At 34.8% G+C, this 14767-nt stretch carries 14 protein-coding genes; 7 read left to right on the top strand and 7 right to left on the bottom strand.

Features of this window, described 5'->3' with window-relative positions; translation table 11 throughout:
• Nucleotide 1: 1 nt before the first annotated feature.
• From ACGH4F_RS02265 to ACGH4F_RS02240, 6 genes are all read right to left on the bottom strand, one after another.
• Nucleotides 2-691: a CidB/LrgB family autolysis modulator gene (locus tag ACGH4F_RS02265; RefSeq protein ID WP_267350978.1), complete on the bottom strand. Its 690-nt coding sequence runs from the start codon at nucleotides 689-691 to the stop codon at nucleotides 2-4.
• A complete protein-coding gene (locus ACGH4F_RS02260; protein WP_411589839.1) occupies nucleotides 688-1143 on the bottom strand; it encodes a CidA/LrgA family protein in 456 nt (151 codons plus the stop codon). Before ACGH4F_RS02260 ends, ACGH4F_RS02265 begins: the two co-directional genes overlap by 4 nt.
• Nucleotides 1144-1223: 80 nt before the next feature.
• A complete protein-coding gene (gene sbcB / locus ACGH4F_RS02255) occupies nucleotides 1224-2657 on the bottom strand; it encodes an exodeoxyribonuclease I (RefSeq protein ID WP_411589838.1) in 1434 nt (477 codons plus the stop codon).
• Between the two features lie 293 nt (nucleotides 2658-2950).
• A complete protein-coding gene (locus ACGH4F_RS02250; RefSeq protein ID WP_411589837.1) occupies nucleotides 2951-4006 on the bottom strand; it encodes an alpha/beta fold hydrolase in 1056 nt (351 codons plus the stop codon).
• Between the two features lie 277 nt (nucleotides 4007-4283).
• The gene (locus ACGH4F_RS02245; protein WP_267350973.1) at nucleotides 4284-4796 is read right to left on the bottom strand and encodes an SCP2 domain-containing protein; all 513 of its coding nucleotides are present in this window, start codon (nucleotides 4794-4796) and stop codon (nucleotides 4284-4286) included.
• On the bottom strand, nucleotides 4797-6425 hold the full coding sequence (locus ACGH4F_RS02240) for a Na+/H+ antiporter (protein WP_065557733.1): 1629 nt from the start codon (nucleotides 6423-6425) through the stop codon (nucleotides 4797-4799). It abuts the gene before it with no gap.
• Nucleotides 6426-6584: 159 nt separating this feature from the next.
• Between ACGH4F_RS02240 and recO the strand changes: the two genes are divergently transcribed.
• The gene (gene recO, locus ACGH4F_RS02235; RefSeq protein ID WP_267359779.1) at nucleotides 6585-7277 is read left to right on the top strand and encodes a DNA repair protein RecO; all 693 of its coding nucleotides are present in this window, start codon (nucleotides 6585-6587) and stop codon (nucleotides 7275-7277) included.
• A gap of 23 nt (nucleotides 7278-7300) precedes the next feature.
• Here recO and ACGH4F_RS02230 read toward each other — a convergent pair whose 3' ends face one another.
• Nucleotides 7301-7756, bottom strand: coding sequence for a YaiI/YqxD family protein (locus tag ACGH4F_RS02230; protein WP_411589892.1), 456 nt, complete (start codon nucleotides 7754-7756; stop codon nucleotides 7301-7303).
• 244 nt (nucleotides 7757-8000) lie between these two features.
• Here ACGH4F_RS02230 and thrS point away from each other — a divergent pair, with 244 nt between their 5' ends.
• The 6 genes from thrS (at nucleotide 8001) to pheT (ending at nucleotide 14766) form a co-directional block, all read left to right on the top strand.
• A complete protein-coding gene (gene thrS, locus ACGH4F_RS02225; protein ID WP_267350967.1) occupies nucleotides 8001-9926 on the top strand; it encodes a threonine--tRNA ligase in 1926 nt (641 codons plus the stop codon).
• 27 nt (nucleotides 9927-9953) lie between these two features.
• Nucleotides 9954-10493: a translation initiation factor IF-3 gene (gene infC / locus ACGH4F_RS02220; protein ID WP_065557737.1), complete on the top strand. Its 540-nt coding sequence runs from the start codon at nucleotides 9954-9956 to the stop codon at nucleotides 10491-10493.
• A gap of 85 nt (nucleotides 10494-10578) precedes the next feature.
• The gene (rpmI, locus tag ACGH4F_RS02215) at nucleotides 10579-10776 is read left to right on the top strand and encodes a 50S ribosomal protein L35 (protein WP_065557738.1); all 198 of its coding nucleotides are present in this window, start codon (nucleotides 10579-10581) and stop codon (nucleotides 10774-10776) included.
• Between the two features lie 32 nt (nucleotides 10777-10808).
• Complete coding sequence (rplT, locus tag ACGH4F_RS02210; RefSeq protein WP_024496189.1) at nucleotides 10809-11162, top strand: 50S ribosomal protein L20; 354 nt, start codon at nucleotides 10809-10811, stop codon at nucleotides 11160-11162.
• Nucleotides 11163-11378: 216 nt separating this feature from the next.
• Nucleotides 11379-12362: a phenylalanine--tRNA ligase subunit alpha gene (pheS, locus tag ACGH4F_RS02205; RefSeq protein ID WP_267350965.1), complete on the top strand. Its 984-nt coding sequence runs from the start codon at nucleotides 11379-11381 to the stop codon at nucleotides 12360-12362.
• A gap of 16 nt (nucleotides 12363-12378) precedes the next feature.
• Nucleotides 12379-14766: a phenylalanine--tRNA ligase subunit beta gene (gene pheT, locus ACGH4F_RS02200; protein WP_267378733.1), complete on the top strand. Its 2388-nt coding sequence runs from the start codon at nucleotides 12379-12381 to the stop codon at nucleotides 14764-14766.
• Nucleotide 14767 lies beyond the last annotated feature (1 nt).

The raw sequence follows: 14767 nt of genomic DNA, 5'->3' as shown, positions 1-14767 counted from the left end.
GTTAGAACCAGTTAAAAATAAAGACTAAAATTGGAAATAAAAATGGAGCGATTAAAGACGTCATTATACCACATAATACTAATGATAAAGAACTATATGCGCCTTCATTATAATCAACTTCTATACATCGAGCAGTACCAACTGCGTGTGAGACTGCACCTATTGATAATCCTCTAGCAGAAGCGGATTTTATTTTTGCTATATTTAATATTTGATGACCAAAAATTCCCCCTAATGTGCCAACCAATATAACACAAAGGGCTGCGATTGACGGAACACCGCCTTCGTTGTTGGCAATCGTCACAGCAATAGCCGTAGTGACTGACTTTGGTAAAACCGACGCAGCTATTTCGGTATTTCCTCCTAACCAAAATACAATACTGACGCCAGTTATCATTGAAGCAATTGACGCGCTAAAGGTGATAATGATAATTGACTTCCAACGGGCTTTAATTTGTGGAATGAGTTCGTAGAGCGGAAAGGCTAAAGCGACAACAGAATAAGGTAATAATTTATTTATAATATCGACATTACTAACATATTCTGAATAACTGGTTTGACTTATTATCATAATTGGAATAAGCACTATCACCGAAATCACTAACGGATTAAATAATGGTGTTTTAATTTTAAAAGCAATTTTTCGAATAATCAGAAATACACAAACAGTTAAAGGTAACATCCAGATCATAGTGGTTTTTCCTCATTATTATCTGATAAATCGAAATTTTTGGCTGTTTTTTTATGAAGTTTTTCTGTCAACCAAGCTGTTAATAGTAATACCAACAGTGAACTACCAATACTTCCAAAAATGATGGGTAACCAATTATTTAATAGCAATGTGTAATTATCCATTATCCCCATTGCAGCAGGAATAAATAGTAATGTCATATAACGCATAAATAAATTGCAGCTATTTTTTATCCAACGAGTAGGGATAATTTGAAAAGCTAATAAAAAGAATAGGGTTAAAAGACCGATAATACTACCAGGAATCATGATGGGTAAGAGCTGAGAGATGAAATTACCCACCCAAAGACTTAACGTTAAAATTAATAATCCGCGACCATAACTAAACAACGAATAGTATAAAGAATATAATCGATGTTTGATTGTGGCGTGTTTAGCTAATAAATGTTTCATAGTCTAAAATTTAATAACTTGTTTGATTGTTAATAACAGACTGCTTTATTTGGCGTCTATAATACGCCCCTCAATTTTAATTATCCAACTAAATAATGGCAGTAATGATAAAGCTGTTTTATCAAAGCTAATTTTTCGGGTTGTTGAACATAAGTTTCAGCAAGTAATTCTAAAGTTAAAATGTAATCTTGAATCTTAGGCGTATTTAGTTTATCACGACAATAATCTTGCCAAATCATCTGTTCGTGATGAGTTAGGGTTTGAGGAAAGTTTCGAGCTTTGTATCGAAAAAAAAGTGTACTTAAGCGAGGGTCTTCAAATTTAAGAGATAAACTATCTAATAACTGTACTGGTGTTGTTTGTACTGTTTCACAATAAAGTCTATCCTGATTACTCAAAAATCCATTATATATTTGTGCATCTACATCCGTATTAGCCGGATAATCATGACTTAAGCTAAATAATTCTCGCATTTTATCTTGCAACAAAATTTGATTTTGTAATAGCTTTTGTTGTTTGTTTAAGCATTCTTCAATATTAATTGAAAATCGTTTAGCATTTTCAGGCAGTAAAGTTTTTATCGGTGCAAGGATAGGGCATTTGTTAATATGGACGAGTTTTAATGGAATGCGAGACTCATCAAGTTCAAGATCTTCCGTTTTTGTATAAAGTTTTTCGCGTATTATATTCACTGGTAAATCAATAATTGAATCAATATCGCCAGTGAGATCACAAACAATGACGGCATTATTTTGTTGTGGATGCCAAGCGATAGGGCATACTAATGACATATTTCCTCGATAACTACCCAGCATACCCGAAACATGTACCAAAGGGGTCATATTGATTATATCAATAAGTTCAGCAACTTTATTTTTATTGCGCAATGTAAAAAAATAGTTAAATAATTTAGGTTGTTTTTCTTTAATTAATTTTGCAATGGCGATAGTGGCATACACATCTGACATTGCGTCATGAGCATGTTCATGCGTAATATTATTTGCTTTGGTTAAATGTTCTAACCGAAAACTGGGATAACCCGAATCGTTAGTAGGCCAATGAATACCTTCAGGTCGCAAGGCATAACACGCTCTTACTACATCAAGAAGATCCCATCTTGAATTACCATTTTGCCAACAGTAGGCGTATGGGTCGTAAAAATTACGGTAAAGGATATTGCGGGTCACTTCATCATCGAAACGAATGTTATTATAACCTAAAATGCAAGTATTGGGTTCACTAAATGCTTGATGAATTAATTTGGTAAATTGAGCTTCATTCACTCCTTTTTGATTTGCTTGTTGTGGAGTAATACCCGTAATGAGAACCGCTTCAGGATTAGGTAGATAGTCTGGTGCTAGCTTACAATATATAACTAAAGGCTCTTCAATAATATTAAGCTCAACATCAGTTCGAACACCCGCAAATTGAGCGGGTCTATCAAGAGCTGGATTAATACCAAATGTTTCATAATCGTGAAAGTAAAAAGTAGGTTGTTGTGCGTTATTTTTCATTTTATCGTTTTACTCTTGATGATTTTTGATTTGTCACTTACCTAAATTATACAATATTTTACTTAATTTAAATTATTTAAACCTATTTATTTTGCCATTATAAGTAAGTAATTCTTGTTAAAACAAATGACTTTATTTGTTTAATATCTTCGGATAAAAATTAGAAAGATTATAAGTTTAAAAAATGGTTATATTATTTATAATATTAGGTTAGTTAATTGTGAGTTTTTTAATAAGAAAGAAGTGAATAGTTAAGCGTATTTATTCACTTCATGAGTAAATAATATCAACTATTAATTTAAATTATTCTCTTCTAGAAAAAGAATCAATTGGGCTTTCCACAAGTCCGCTATCATTGTTGTGCCATGTCCGGTAGTTTTTTCAGAAGCTGGAATCAAGTAGTACTTTGCATTGGGAATCTTCTGTATGGCTTTTTCCATTAAATCGGTCGAAGCTGGATTTCTTTCATCATCCTCAGAGTTGATAGCTAAAATTCGTGCTTTGATTTTATTTAAATCTTTGGTTGGATCATAATTTCTTGCCGCATCCCATTGATATAAAAAATCGTTAGTATCCATCGTAACACGTTCGTTTAATTTATCTTTTAATATTTTTTCTGTTTCTTCCGTATTATATGCTTGTTTTTGCCATGCAATGTCACCGCCATTAGTTGCGATATTGTAATAATTATAGACTAATTGAAACTGTTCGGGTTGTTTAGTATAAAAACCATTGTTCCAGTCCGGATCATCTTTGATAGCATTGATAACCATTTTACGCATAATCCAGTTACGGCTGGACATTGGCGCAGGGGTAGCAGCCATAGGAATAGCGGCTGTCATATAATCAGGATACATTGTTACCCATTTCCATGTATTCATACCTCCCATCGAGTTACCGATGATTAATTCTACATGCTCAATATTTAACTTATTTTTTAATAATTGATATTGAGCATTAACCATATCGGTATAATCATAATGAGGAAAATCGCCTTTTAAACCGTCAGAAGGTTTAGACGATTTACCCGTGCCTATTGCGTCGGGGAGGATAATAAAATATTTTTCGGCATCTAATGGCATTCCTTTATCAAACAATGCATGACCAAAGCTATTATTTAACATTGCGCTACCACTTCCAGTTGTACCATGCAATATTAAAACGGGTTTGTTGTCAGGATTGCCAAGAGTAGTGTAATGTATTTTTATACTTTCAGTTTTTCCGTTATTAAATTTGAAATGTTCAATCACATAATCCGACTCTTTTTTGTTATGAAAACCTAAACAATGCCCAAAAAAAGGTATTGTCAAAAAAACAAACATGAAGAATTTAGTCTTTCTTTTGAGCATAATTTTTCTCCATTTTCTATACGCACCATAAAGATAAGGAATATTCATTAAGCCACAATGAACCAGATAGGAAAATCAAGTTTTTGCCACATTGTGATTTTAATCACAATGTGATGATACTATTTTTTTAAGTAACAGATAAATAGGCTATTTAAACAATCTTTTCTAGAGAATTCATACCTGTTTTTTTAATAGTATAGGTAAGAAAAAGTAAGATAGGGGGATGATATAATCAATAAAAAAGGGGGAAATATAATCCCCCATAGCTGTTATCAGTTTAAAATGTATTTTTCGGCGCAGATTCTATAATGTTGGCCATTTTTTCAAGGGTCAGCCTTAAAAGTTTAGGCATTGAATCAAGTTCAATGGAATCCATTAGATTTTTTACATACAGTCCTAATTCTGTATCACCTTCGACGATTAGTCGCCGTTGGAAGAATAGGGTGTCTGGATCTTGGCGCCGAGTTGCTATCATAATCAGATCGTTTGCATTACCAATAAAACTTACATCAGCAATTTCCTCTCGACTCACTACGAGTTTGTTATCAATTAAGCTAACAAACCAAGTAAGTTGAAGATCGGTAACTTCAATCTTTAACCAACGATTTTCTAAAAAATCGAGATCACCATCTTCTAAAGAATGTTTAAATTGTAGTTGTAATAGTTGTTCAATTGCCTGTTTTTTCAAATTAAACGGAATACAACGTAAAGTTAGCCCCAAAACATGAGGGGCTTTGTCAACAAACTGTGAATGAATATGGCCTAAAAACTGATGTTTGTTTGCTATCATTTATGAATCTCCAGATATCATTTTTTCATAAATATCGAGGTCAGTATTTAAATGTTCAAATGTTTCTTCACTCACTTCATTACGAACTTTCATTTGTAGTAAAGCTGTGCGTTCTGCACCAATTGCCACAAGACGCATACGTCTTTCAAGATTTTCAGCTTCCATTGCTTTTTGTTCTAAATCTTTTAATCCTGTTCGACGTCTTAAAGAACCGATAACACGTGAACCAACTTCATGTATTATTTCTTGATCTAAGCCCGCTTCAGACGTTTCTTGAAGTAAATTGTTTTGCATTTTTTCAAGACTTACAATAGCTTCTTCCGCCATTTGCCCCTTAACTGTCAAAATTTCATTATCTTGTTGAGAGTTATCCAAGATAACACTACCTCGTAATAAAATAGGTAAGACGATGACCGCGGTAATTAATGAAATTAAAATAATGCCAGCTGCGATAAAAACAAGTTGATAACGACCACCAATTGTCATTGGAATAGATAAAACACCCGCTAGGGTAATAGCTCCGCGAACACCCGCAAAAGTGGAAATCCAAAGATCGCGTGTAGTATAAGAACGGAATGCAAGTGGACGTTTTGTTCCAAATGGTAAAGTAGGCATATGTTTCATAGCCCATAACCAAGCAAATCGTGTTCCCATTAATACGATAAATACAAACACGACAATAAAGCATAATTGCCATACTTCAATAGAGGAGTCTGTTTGATTTTCAGCAAAAGTATTATTTAAAATACTTGGTAATTGAATACCTAATAAAATAAAGACAAATCCATTGAATACGAATGTTAACATCGACCATGTACTATCTGATTGTAAACGAGCGGTCAAAGGGGCGTTGCGCATCATACCAGAATGGTTAACGGTCATACCAGCACTCACAGCGGCTAAAATCCCTGAACAGTGACATTCTTCAGCAAGGATATAGGCAGCAAAAGGAAGTAAGAATAGTAAAACAATTTGGATGGCGGGATCATTGTGGGTTAATTTATTAATTAAACGTAAAATACGTGCATATAACCAAGTAAATAAAACACCAACAGCTAAGCCACCAAGAGCGACAACAAAGAAAGAAAGACTAATTTGTAATAAATTAAATTCAAGCAAGCCCGTTGCAATTGCAATAGCAAATTTTAATGATACCAGACCAGATGCATCATTCATTAAAGCTTCGCCTTCAATAATCTCCATTTTTTCTTTTTCTATACGCCCTTTACCGACTATTCCACCTAGTGCAACGGCATCGGTAGGTGATAGTACTGCAGCTAACGCGAGTGCGGCAGCTAATTCAACTTTTGGTAACATCCAATTTAGAAGGTAACCTAATGCAATTATAGAAATAACGACAAGAACGAGTGCTAATCCAACAATTTCTCTGGCATTATGTACAAAGTCTTTGACTGATGTTTTTCGTCCATCTGCAAAAAGCAATGGAGGTATAAACAATACCAGAAATAGTTCAGGGTCAAATTTTACATAAATACCAAAAGCTGCTAAAACACAACCCAGTAGTATTTGCATAAGTGGTAACGGAATTTGGAATGGTAGTAATTTTATTACCACACCTGAAAGTGATACAATTAGCACTATAAGTAATATTGTTGAAAAAAGTTCCATGGTTTTCTATTAGTTATCCTATAATCATCTCATTAGTTAGCTATTGATTATATCGGAAATTTAGTTTAATTTCAGTTGAAAATTTAAAAAAATTATTCATTTTTTAATCAAGCACTCTTTTTAATCAAAATTATAGTTATATGATAAAAGGCATTTTAAATGGAAAATTGGCAAAGGGCATTTGTCTTACATACTCGTACTTATAGTGAAACAAGTCTATTAGTCGATTTATTTGTTGAAAATGCAGGGAAAATAACGGTGTTAGCCAAAGGGGCTAGACGTAAAAAATCTTCATTGAAGGGCATTTTACAACCTTTTACCCCCATTATTGTTCAATATTCTGGTATGGGTGAAATAAAAACTTTACGACAAGTTGAAGGTATAGCGCTAACGTTGCCGCTTTTTTCTGTATCGTTATATAGTGCTTTTTATTTGAATGAGTTATTGCATCGAGTTTTAGTCCCCGAAGTTGGCGTACCTACACTTTTTGAACACTATCTTAAAAGCTTGCAACAATTAGCGCAGCTAGTTCCGGCTGAAAATGTGTTACGTTCATTTGAATTAGCATTATTAGAAAGTTTAGGCTATCACATTGATTTTTTTCATTGTAGTGCAACGGGGGATGAAATTATCGAATCGATGTATTATCAATATCAGTCAGAAAAGGGCTTTATCAGTAGTTTACTTGAAAATAGTACCAGCTTTACGGGTAAAGAAGTATTGGCATTAGGTTATCGTCAATTTTGTGATGAGGATACATTAAAAGCGGCTAAACGGTTTACTCGAATGGCATTAAAGCCTTATGTTGGTTCAAAACCATTCAAAAGTAGAGAGCTGTTTCTGAAAATTTAAGAATTATTCACAATAAAAAATGATTACCCTTCTTTTGATAATTCACAAACTAATTTATCAAGTTGATTGGCAAATTTTTCTCTATCCTTGTTTGAAAATGCAGAAGGGCCTTTAGATTGTATACCACTAGCCCGCATTGTTTCCATAAAGTCTCGCATCACAAGTCGCTCTTTTATGGTTTCTAATGTGAAAGGTTCACCTCGTGGTGTTAGCACAAAAGCCTCTTTATGAAGCACATCAGAGGCTAATGGAATATCAGACGTGATTACTAAATCATTTTTTTCAACTAATTCAACTATTTTATTATCAGCTTCATCAAAGCCATTTACTACCTGTAATCTTTTTATAAACGGAGACGTGGGAATAGTTAACCATTGGTTTGCAACTAAAGTTATAATTATTGATTTACGATTCGCTACCCGATATAGGATTTCTTTAATAGGGTTAGGGCAGGCATCAGCATCAATCCATATTTTCATCATTTTTCATAATCAAATTTTTCATTTATAGGCAGAAAATTATAAACTTTAATCACTCTACAAAGTAACTTATTTTTAATTGAGTTAATCAATTTTATTGTTCTCATAATGAGTTGATAAAACAGTGACAAGATAAAACATATGTTTATTTGAAAAATAGCACATAAATGGTATTATACACGGTCAATTTTTTATGTACGCATGTGCGCTTTCGTGTGGCGCACCACTGTTATAAGGATTTTATATGCCAATTATTACTCTTCCTGACGGAAGTCAACGTCAATTTGATAAGCCTGTTAGTGTTTTAGAAGTTGCTCAAAGTATCGGAGCAGGCCTTGCCAAAGCGTGTATTGCTGGGCGAGTTAATGGTGAACGTAAAGACGCTTGTGATTTGATCGAGCATGATTCTACTCTAGCGATTATCACATCAAAAGATGAAGATGGACTTGAAATAATTCGTCACTCATGTGCTCACTTGTTAGGTCATGCAATAAAACAACTTTGGCCAAATACGCAAATGGCAATCGGCCCCACAATTGATAATGGCTTCTATTATGACGTCGATCTAGATCACTCTTTAACTCAGGAAGATCTTGATGCATTAGAAAAACGTATGCATGAATTGGCTAAAAAAGATTATGAAGTAAAAAAAGAAGTGGTGAGCTGGGAACGAGCAAGAGAAGTTTTTTGGGAACGACGTGAACCTTATAAAATTGCAATCTTAGATGAAAATATTCCTAAAGATTCAACGCCAGCACTTTATCATCATGAAGAGTATATCGATATGTGTCGTGGTCCTCATGTTCCTAATATGCGTTTTTGCCACCATTTTAAATTACAAAAAGTTGCTGGTGCTTATTGGCGTGGTAATAGTGATAATAAAATGCTACAACGCATTTATGGCACAGCTTGGGCAGATAAAAAACAATTAGATAGTTATCTGCAATTTTTAGAAGAAGCAGCTAAACGGGATCACCGTAAAATCGGTAAACAGCTTGATCTTTACCATATGCAAGAAGAAGCGCCAGGAATGGTGTTTTGGCATAATGACGGTTGGATTATATTCCGGGAGCTTGAAGTTTTTGTTCGAACTAAATTAAAAGAATACGATTATCAAGAAGTGAAAGGTCCATTTATGATGGATCGTGTTTTATGGGAAAAGACAGGGCATTGGGGTAACTATAAAGAATTAATGTTTGTTACCTCTTCTGAAAATCGAGAATACTGTATTAAACCAATGAATTGTCCGGGACATGTTCAAATTTTTAATCAAGGTTTAAAATCTTATCGTGATTTACCATTACGTATGGCTGAATTTGGTAGCTGTCATCGTAATGAACCTTCTGGATCTTTACATGGTTTAATGCGTGTTCGTGGTTTTACCCAAGATGATGCCCATATATTTTGTACAGAAAGTCAAATTCGTAGTGAAGTAAATAGCTGTATCAAAATGGTTTATGATACTTATAGTACTTTTGGCTTTACAGACATAACTGTAAAATTATCAACTCGTCCGGAAAAACGAATTGGTAAAGATGAAACATGGGATTTAGCAGAAAAAGACTTGGCTGAGTGTTTAACTGAAAATGGTATAGAGTTTGAATATTTACCGGGTGAAGGTGCTTTCTACGGACCAAAAATCGAATTTACTTTACACGATTGTTTAGGTCGTGCATGGCAATGCGGAACAGTTCAGCTTGACTTTATGTTACCAGAGCGTTTAGATGCAACTTACGTGGGTGAAGATAATGAGCGTCATGTTCCTGTCATGATTCACCGCGCAATTTTAGGATCAATGGAACGTTTTATGGGAATTTTGACAGAAAACTGTGCGGGATTCTTCCCTACTTGGTTAGCACCATTGCAAGTTGCAGTTATCAATATTACCGATAATCAAGCTGAATATGCTAAACAATTGACCGAGAAACTGCAAAAAGTTGGAATTAGAGCAAAAGCAGACTTGAGAAATGAGAAAATTGGGTTTAAAATCCGCGAGCATACTCTAAAACGTGTTCCTTATATGTTTGTCTGTGGTGACAAAGAGATGGAATCAGGTAAAATATCAGTTCGAACGCGTCAAGGTAAAGATCTTGGTAGCTTTGAAGTGAAACATGTTATAGAATTGTTGCTTAACGAAATTCATAGTCGTTCATTAGAACAAATGAATTAAAGATAAATTAATTTGGAGGAATGAGATATTAAAGTCAGTAAACGAATTCAGTCAACACGTGCGCATAAAATCAATGATGAAATTACTGCTCGCGAGGTGAGATTAACCGGCGTCGATAGTGAACAGCTCGGTATTGTTAGCTTGGATGAAGCTTTAAAACAAGCTGAAGAAGCTGCTTTAGATTTAGTTGAAATAAGCCCTAATGCAGAACCACCTGTTTGTCGAATTATGGATTATGGCAAGTTCCTCTATGAAAAAAGTAAAGCAACAAAAGAACAGAAGAAGAAGCAAAAGGTTGTTCAGGTTAAGGAAATTAAATTCCGACCTGGTACAGACGAAGGCGACTATCAGGTAAAACTCCGCAGCCTGATACGCTTTCTTGAAGATGGCGATAAAGCTAAAGTCACGCTACGTTTCCGTGGACGTGAAATGGCTCACCAGCAGTTAGGGACTGAAATGCTTGATCGCATTAAAGAAGACTTAGCTGATTTGGCAACGATTGAATCTTATCCAACTAAGATTGAAGGTCGTCAAATGATCATGGTGCTTGCGCCGAAGAAGAAATAATGGTTCATCAAGCTAATTCTTAATTTTATTGAGAATTACACCATTTTTTCATTGTCATTAACAATGCGAAGTAGGAATTAGTAAAATGCCTAAAATTAAAACAGTAAAAGGCGCAGCAAAGCGCTTTAAAAAAACAGCTTCTGGTGGCTTCAAGCATAAGCAAGCTAACAAGAGTCATATCCTAACTAAAAAATCAACCAAACGTAAACGTCATTTACGTGGTTTGACAACTGTGTCAAAAGGTGATTTAGGTTTAGTTGTAGCGTGTGTTCCATACGCTTAATTTATTGGTTAATTATTTAGAGGATATTATTTATGGCTCGTGTTAAACGTGGTGTTATTGCTCGTGCACGTCACAAGAAAATTTTAAAACAAGCAAAAGGGTATTACGGAGCTCGTTCACGTGTATATCGTGTTGCTTTCCAAGCTGTAATCAAAGCTGGACAATATGCTTATCGTGACCGTCGTCAACGTAAACGTCAATTCCGTCAATTATGGATTGTACGTATCAATGCCGCAGCTCGTCAATGTGGTCTTTCTTATAGCCGTTTCATCAATGGATTAAAGAAAGCATCAATTGAAATCGATCGTAAGATTCTTGCTGATATTGCTGTATTCGACAAAAATGCATTTGCTGCATTAGTCGAAAAAGCAAAAGCTGCACTATAATTGCTTTATAAGAGCCGAGTTATCTCGGCTTTTATCGTTATGGATAGCAATAGTTATTTTAACAAAGTGAATTAATGATGATATTAATTATTTTTCGTTTCTTTTTTAGCTTTAATGACGATATGCATTCGTGAGGCAAATGAAAAACGAAAGATAATTATAAAAGCCTCAGAAAGAGGCTTTTTTTATGTAATGAACAATAAGCAGGAGAATTTTATGTCTCAATTAGTTGAACTGGTAAGCAATGCCAAATCCGCTATTGAAAGTGCTGATGACATTAATATGATCGAACAGATCCGAGTGGAATATTTTGGTAAAAAAGGCTATTTTACGTTACAAATGGCTTCATTACGTGATGTTCCTGCGGAAGAGCGACCAGCTGTAGGTCAAAAAATTAATGATGCTAAACAAGAAGTTGTCGAATTATTAAATCAAAAACGAAGTTTCTTAGAGCGTCAAGCTCTTGATGCGAAGCTTGCCAATGAAACAATTGATATCACTTTACCAGGTAAAACACTTGAACTCGGTGGCCTACATCCTGTCACCAAAACGATTCATCGTTTAGTTGAGTTTTTTGGCGAACTCGGGTTTGTTGTTGAAACAGGTCCAGAAATTGAAGATGATTATCATAATTTTGATGCATTAAATATCCCTGCTCATCATCCTGCTAGAGCAGATCATGATACTTTTTGGTTTGATGCTAAACGTTTATTACGTACTCAAACTTCTACCGTACAGATTCGTACCATGGAAAATCAAAAACCACCAATTCGAATCATTGCACCGGGCAGAACTTATCGTAATGATTACGATCAAACTCATACACCAATGTTCCACCAAATGGAAGGGCTATTAGTTGATAAAAATATTAGTTTTACCCATTTGAAAGGGCTATTACATGATTTTCTTCACTGCTTTTTTGAAGATGATATGGAAATTCGTTTTAGACCCGCTTATTTTCCGTTTACCGAACCTTCTGCCGAAGTTGATATTAAAGCTAAAAATGGTAAATGGTTAGAAGTATTAGGGTGCGGAATGGTACATCCTAATGTCTTACGAAATGTAGGTATCGATCCAGACGTATATAGTGGTTTTGCCTTTGGTATGGGAATCGAAAGATTAACCATGTTACGTTACGGTGTCACTGATTTACGTTCTTTCTTTGAGAATGACTTACGTTTTTTAAAGCAATTTAATTAATTCTGGAGATCAAAACATGAAATTTAGTGAAAGTTGGCTACGTGAATGGATCAATCCAGAAATAAGTAGCGATACCTTAGCCGATCAATTAACCATGGCAGGCTTAGAAGTTGATGATGTTGAGGAAGTGGCAGGTAACTTTTCGGGAGTTGTAGTCGGGAAAGTTGTTGAATGTAAGCAACATCCAAATGCAGATAAGCTAAGAGTTACCAAAGTAGATATTGGAAAACCAGAATTACTCGATATTGTTTGTGGTGCTCCAAATTGTCGTCAAGGATTAACTGTTGCTTGTGCAACTGTTGGTGCAATTTTACCCGGTGATTTTAAAATTAAAGCCGCAAAATTGCGAGGTGAACCATCAGAAGGGATGCTCTGCTCTTATTCAGAACTTGGTATAACGGACGATCATAATGGCATAATTGAATTACCTGATGATGCTCCTTTAGGGCAAGATATTCGTGAATACCTGAATCTTAACGATGTTTCAATTGACATCAGTGTAACGCCAAATAGAGCTGATTGTTTTGGAATCATTGGTGTCGCTCGTGATATTTCAGCAGTGAACAATATTCCAATGAAATCACTCCAAGTTGAAAGCGTGCCTGCAACAATTTCAGATACATTATCAATTCAAATTGATGAGCCTAAAGCTGCGCCTCGTTATTTAGGGCGTGTTATCAAAAATATCAATGTAAACGCAATAACCCCACTTTGGATGAAAGAAAAATTACGTCGTGGTGGAATACGGTCTATTGATGCGGTTGTCGATATAACAAATTTTGTTTTGTTAGAGCTTGGTCATCCAATGCATGCATTTGATCTTGCCGAAATAGAAAAGGGCATTATTGTGAGATATGCTCGAAAAAGTGAAAAAGTTGTTTTACTTAATGGCAATGAAACTGAATTGAATGATCAAACTTTAGTTATTGCGGATCATGATAAAATACTTGCTTTAGCCGGTATTATGGGCGGAGAAAAATCTGGTGTGACTCAATCGACGAAAGATATTTTTCTTGAATCGGCCTTCTTTGCACCATTAGCTATTACCGGGAAAGCTCGTGAATATGGTCTGCATACTGAAGCGTCTCATCGGTATGAAAGAGGAGTTGATCCAGCTTTACAAAGCATTGCGATGGAAAGAGCAACACAACTTATCCTCGATATTTGTGGCGGTGAGGTCGGACCGATTGTTGACAAAACCAGTTCAACTGAATTGCCAAAATCAGCTAACATACAACTACGCCGTAATAAAATTGATAGCATAATTGGTTATACAATTGATACACAAAAAATCACTGATATTTTAGAAAGACTTGGATGTAAAGTTAATTATAAAAATGAAATTTGGTCAGTTGAAGCACCAAGTTGGCGTTTTGATATACAGATAGAAGAAGATCTCGTTGAGGAAGTGGCGCGTATTTATGGATATAACAATATTCCAAACGCCAACTTAAACATTGAGTCTGTCATGCAGCCAAAACCAGAAGGTCAAATTTCATTAGCTAGAATAAAAGATTTATTAGTTGATAAAGGTTATCAAGAAGCTGTAACTTACAGTTTTGTTGATCCAAAAGTACAACAAATTTTGCATCCCAATTTAAACCAAATTCACTTACCTAATCCTATTTCAAGTGAAATGTCAGTTATGCGTTTATCATTATGGACTGGATTATTAGGCGCAGTGTTATATAATCAAAACCGACAACAATCAAGAATTAGATTGTTTGAAACTGGCTTACGCTTTATTCCAGACGATAAAAGTGAATTTGGTGTTCGTCAGGAACAAATGTTATCGGGTGTAATTACGGGTAATTTATATGAAGAACATTGGACATTACCTAAAAAAGCTGTTGATTTTTATGATCTAAAAGGGGATATTGAGTCAATATTTTCGATTCTAGGATGTGCTCAAGACGTACGCTATGAAAAATCTAATTTGTCTGCTTTACATCCTGGACAAAGTGCCGCTATTTTTGTAAATGATGAAATTATTGGTTATTTAGGTGTTTTGCATCCAGAAATTGAAAAAAAATTATCTTTAAATGGTAAAACGCTTGTTTTTGAAATAAATTTAGCTAAAATTAATAACAAAAAGGTACCGTCGGCTCAGGACGTATCAAAATATCCGTCAAATAAACGAGATATTGCTATTGTCGTTTCAAATACAATTCCAGCAGCAGATATTATTTCTGAGTGTAAAAAGGCTGGTGGTGAGCAACTTATCAAAGTTAATCTGTTTGATGTTTATCAAGGCGATAACATTAAGGATGATGAAAAAAGCCTTGCTATCAGTTTGATTTTACAAGACAAATCACGTACACTTGAAGAAGAAGATATAACAAACATTGTAAGCAGGTGTGTTACTGCTTTACAAATTCGTTTCAAAGCCCTATTAAGAGAATAAT

The organism is Gilliamella sp. CG35 (genome assembly GCF_046635745.1).
Classification (GTDB): Bacteria; Pseudomonadota; Gammaproteobacteria; order Enterobacterales; family Orbaceae; genus Gilliamella; species Gilliamella apicola_I.
Note: the sequence above shows the minus strand (reverse complement) of the source record. Positions and strands in the feature narration are given on the sequence as shown.

Bases quoted from the DNA above. Each gene is read 5' to 3' on its own strand.
- sbcB (WP_411589838.1), bottom strand. From the start codon at position 2,657: ATGAAAAATAACGCACAACAACCTACTTTTTACTTTCACGATTATGAA.
- ACGH4F_RS02260 (WP_411589839.1), bottom strand. From the start codon at position 1,143: ATGAAACATTTATTAGCTAAACACGCCACAATCAAACATCGATTATAT.
- ACGH4F_RS02240 (WP_065557733.1), bottom strand. From the start codon at position 6,425: ATGGAACTTTTTTCAACAATATTACTTATAGTGCTAATTGTATCACTT.
- pheS (WP_267350965.1), top strand. From the start codon at position 11,379: ATGTCTCAATTAGTTGAACTGGTAAGCAATGCCAAATCCGCTATTGAA.
- ACGH4F_RS02245 (WP_267350973.1), bottom strand. From the start codon at position 4,796: ATGATAGCAAACAAACATCAGTTTTTAGGCCATATTCATTCACAGTTT.
- rplT (WP_024496189.1), top strand. From the start codon at position 10,809: ATGGCTCGTGTTAAACGTGGTGTTATTGCTCGTGCACGTCACAAGAAA.
- ACGH4F_RS02230 (WP_411589892.1), bottom strand. From the start codon at position 7,756: ATGAAAATATGGATTGATGCTGATGCCTGCCCTAACCCTATTAAAGAA.
- pheT (WP_267378733.1), top strand. From the start codon at position 12,379: ATGAAATTTAGTGAAAGTTGGCTACGTGAATGGATCAATCCAGAAATA.
- rpmI (WP_065557738.1), top strand. From the start codon at position 10,579: ATGCCTAAAATTAAAACAGTAAAAGGCGCAGCAAAGCGCTTTAAAAAA.
- thrS (WP_267350967.1), top strand. From the start codon at position 8,001: ATGCCAATTATTACTCTTCCTGACGGAAGTCAACGTCAATTTGATAAG.
- ACGH4F_RS02250 (WP_411589837.1), bottom strand. From the start codon at position 4,006: ATGCTCAAAAGAAAGACTAAATTCTTCATGTTTGTTTTTTTGACAATA.
- recO (WP_267359779.1), top strand. From the start codon at position 6,585: ATGGAAAATTGGCAAAGGGCATTTGTCTTACATACTCGTACTTATAGT.
- ACGH4F_RS02265 (WP_267350978.1), bottom strand. From the start codon at position 691: ATGATCTGGATGTTACCTTTAACTGTTTGTGTATTTCTGATTATTCGA.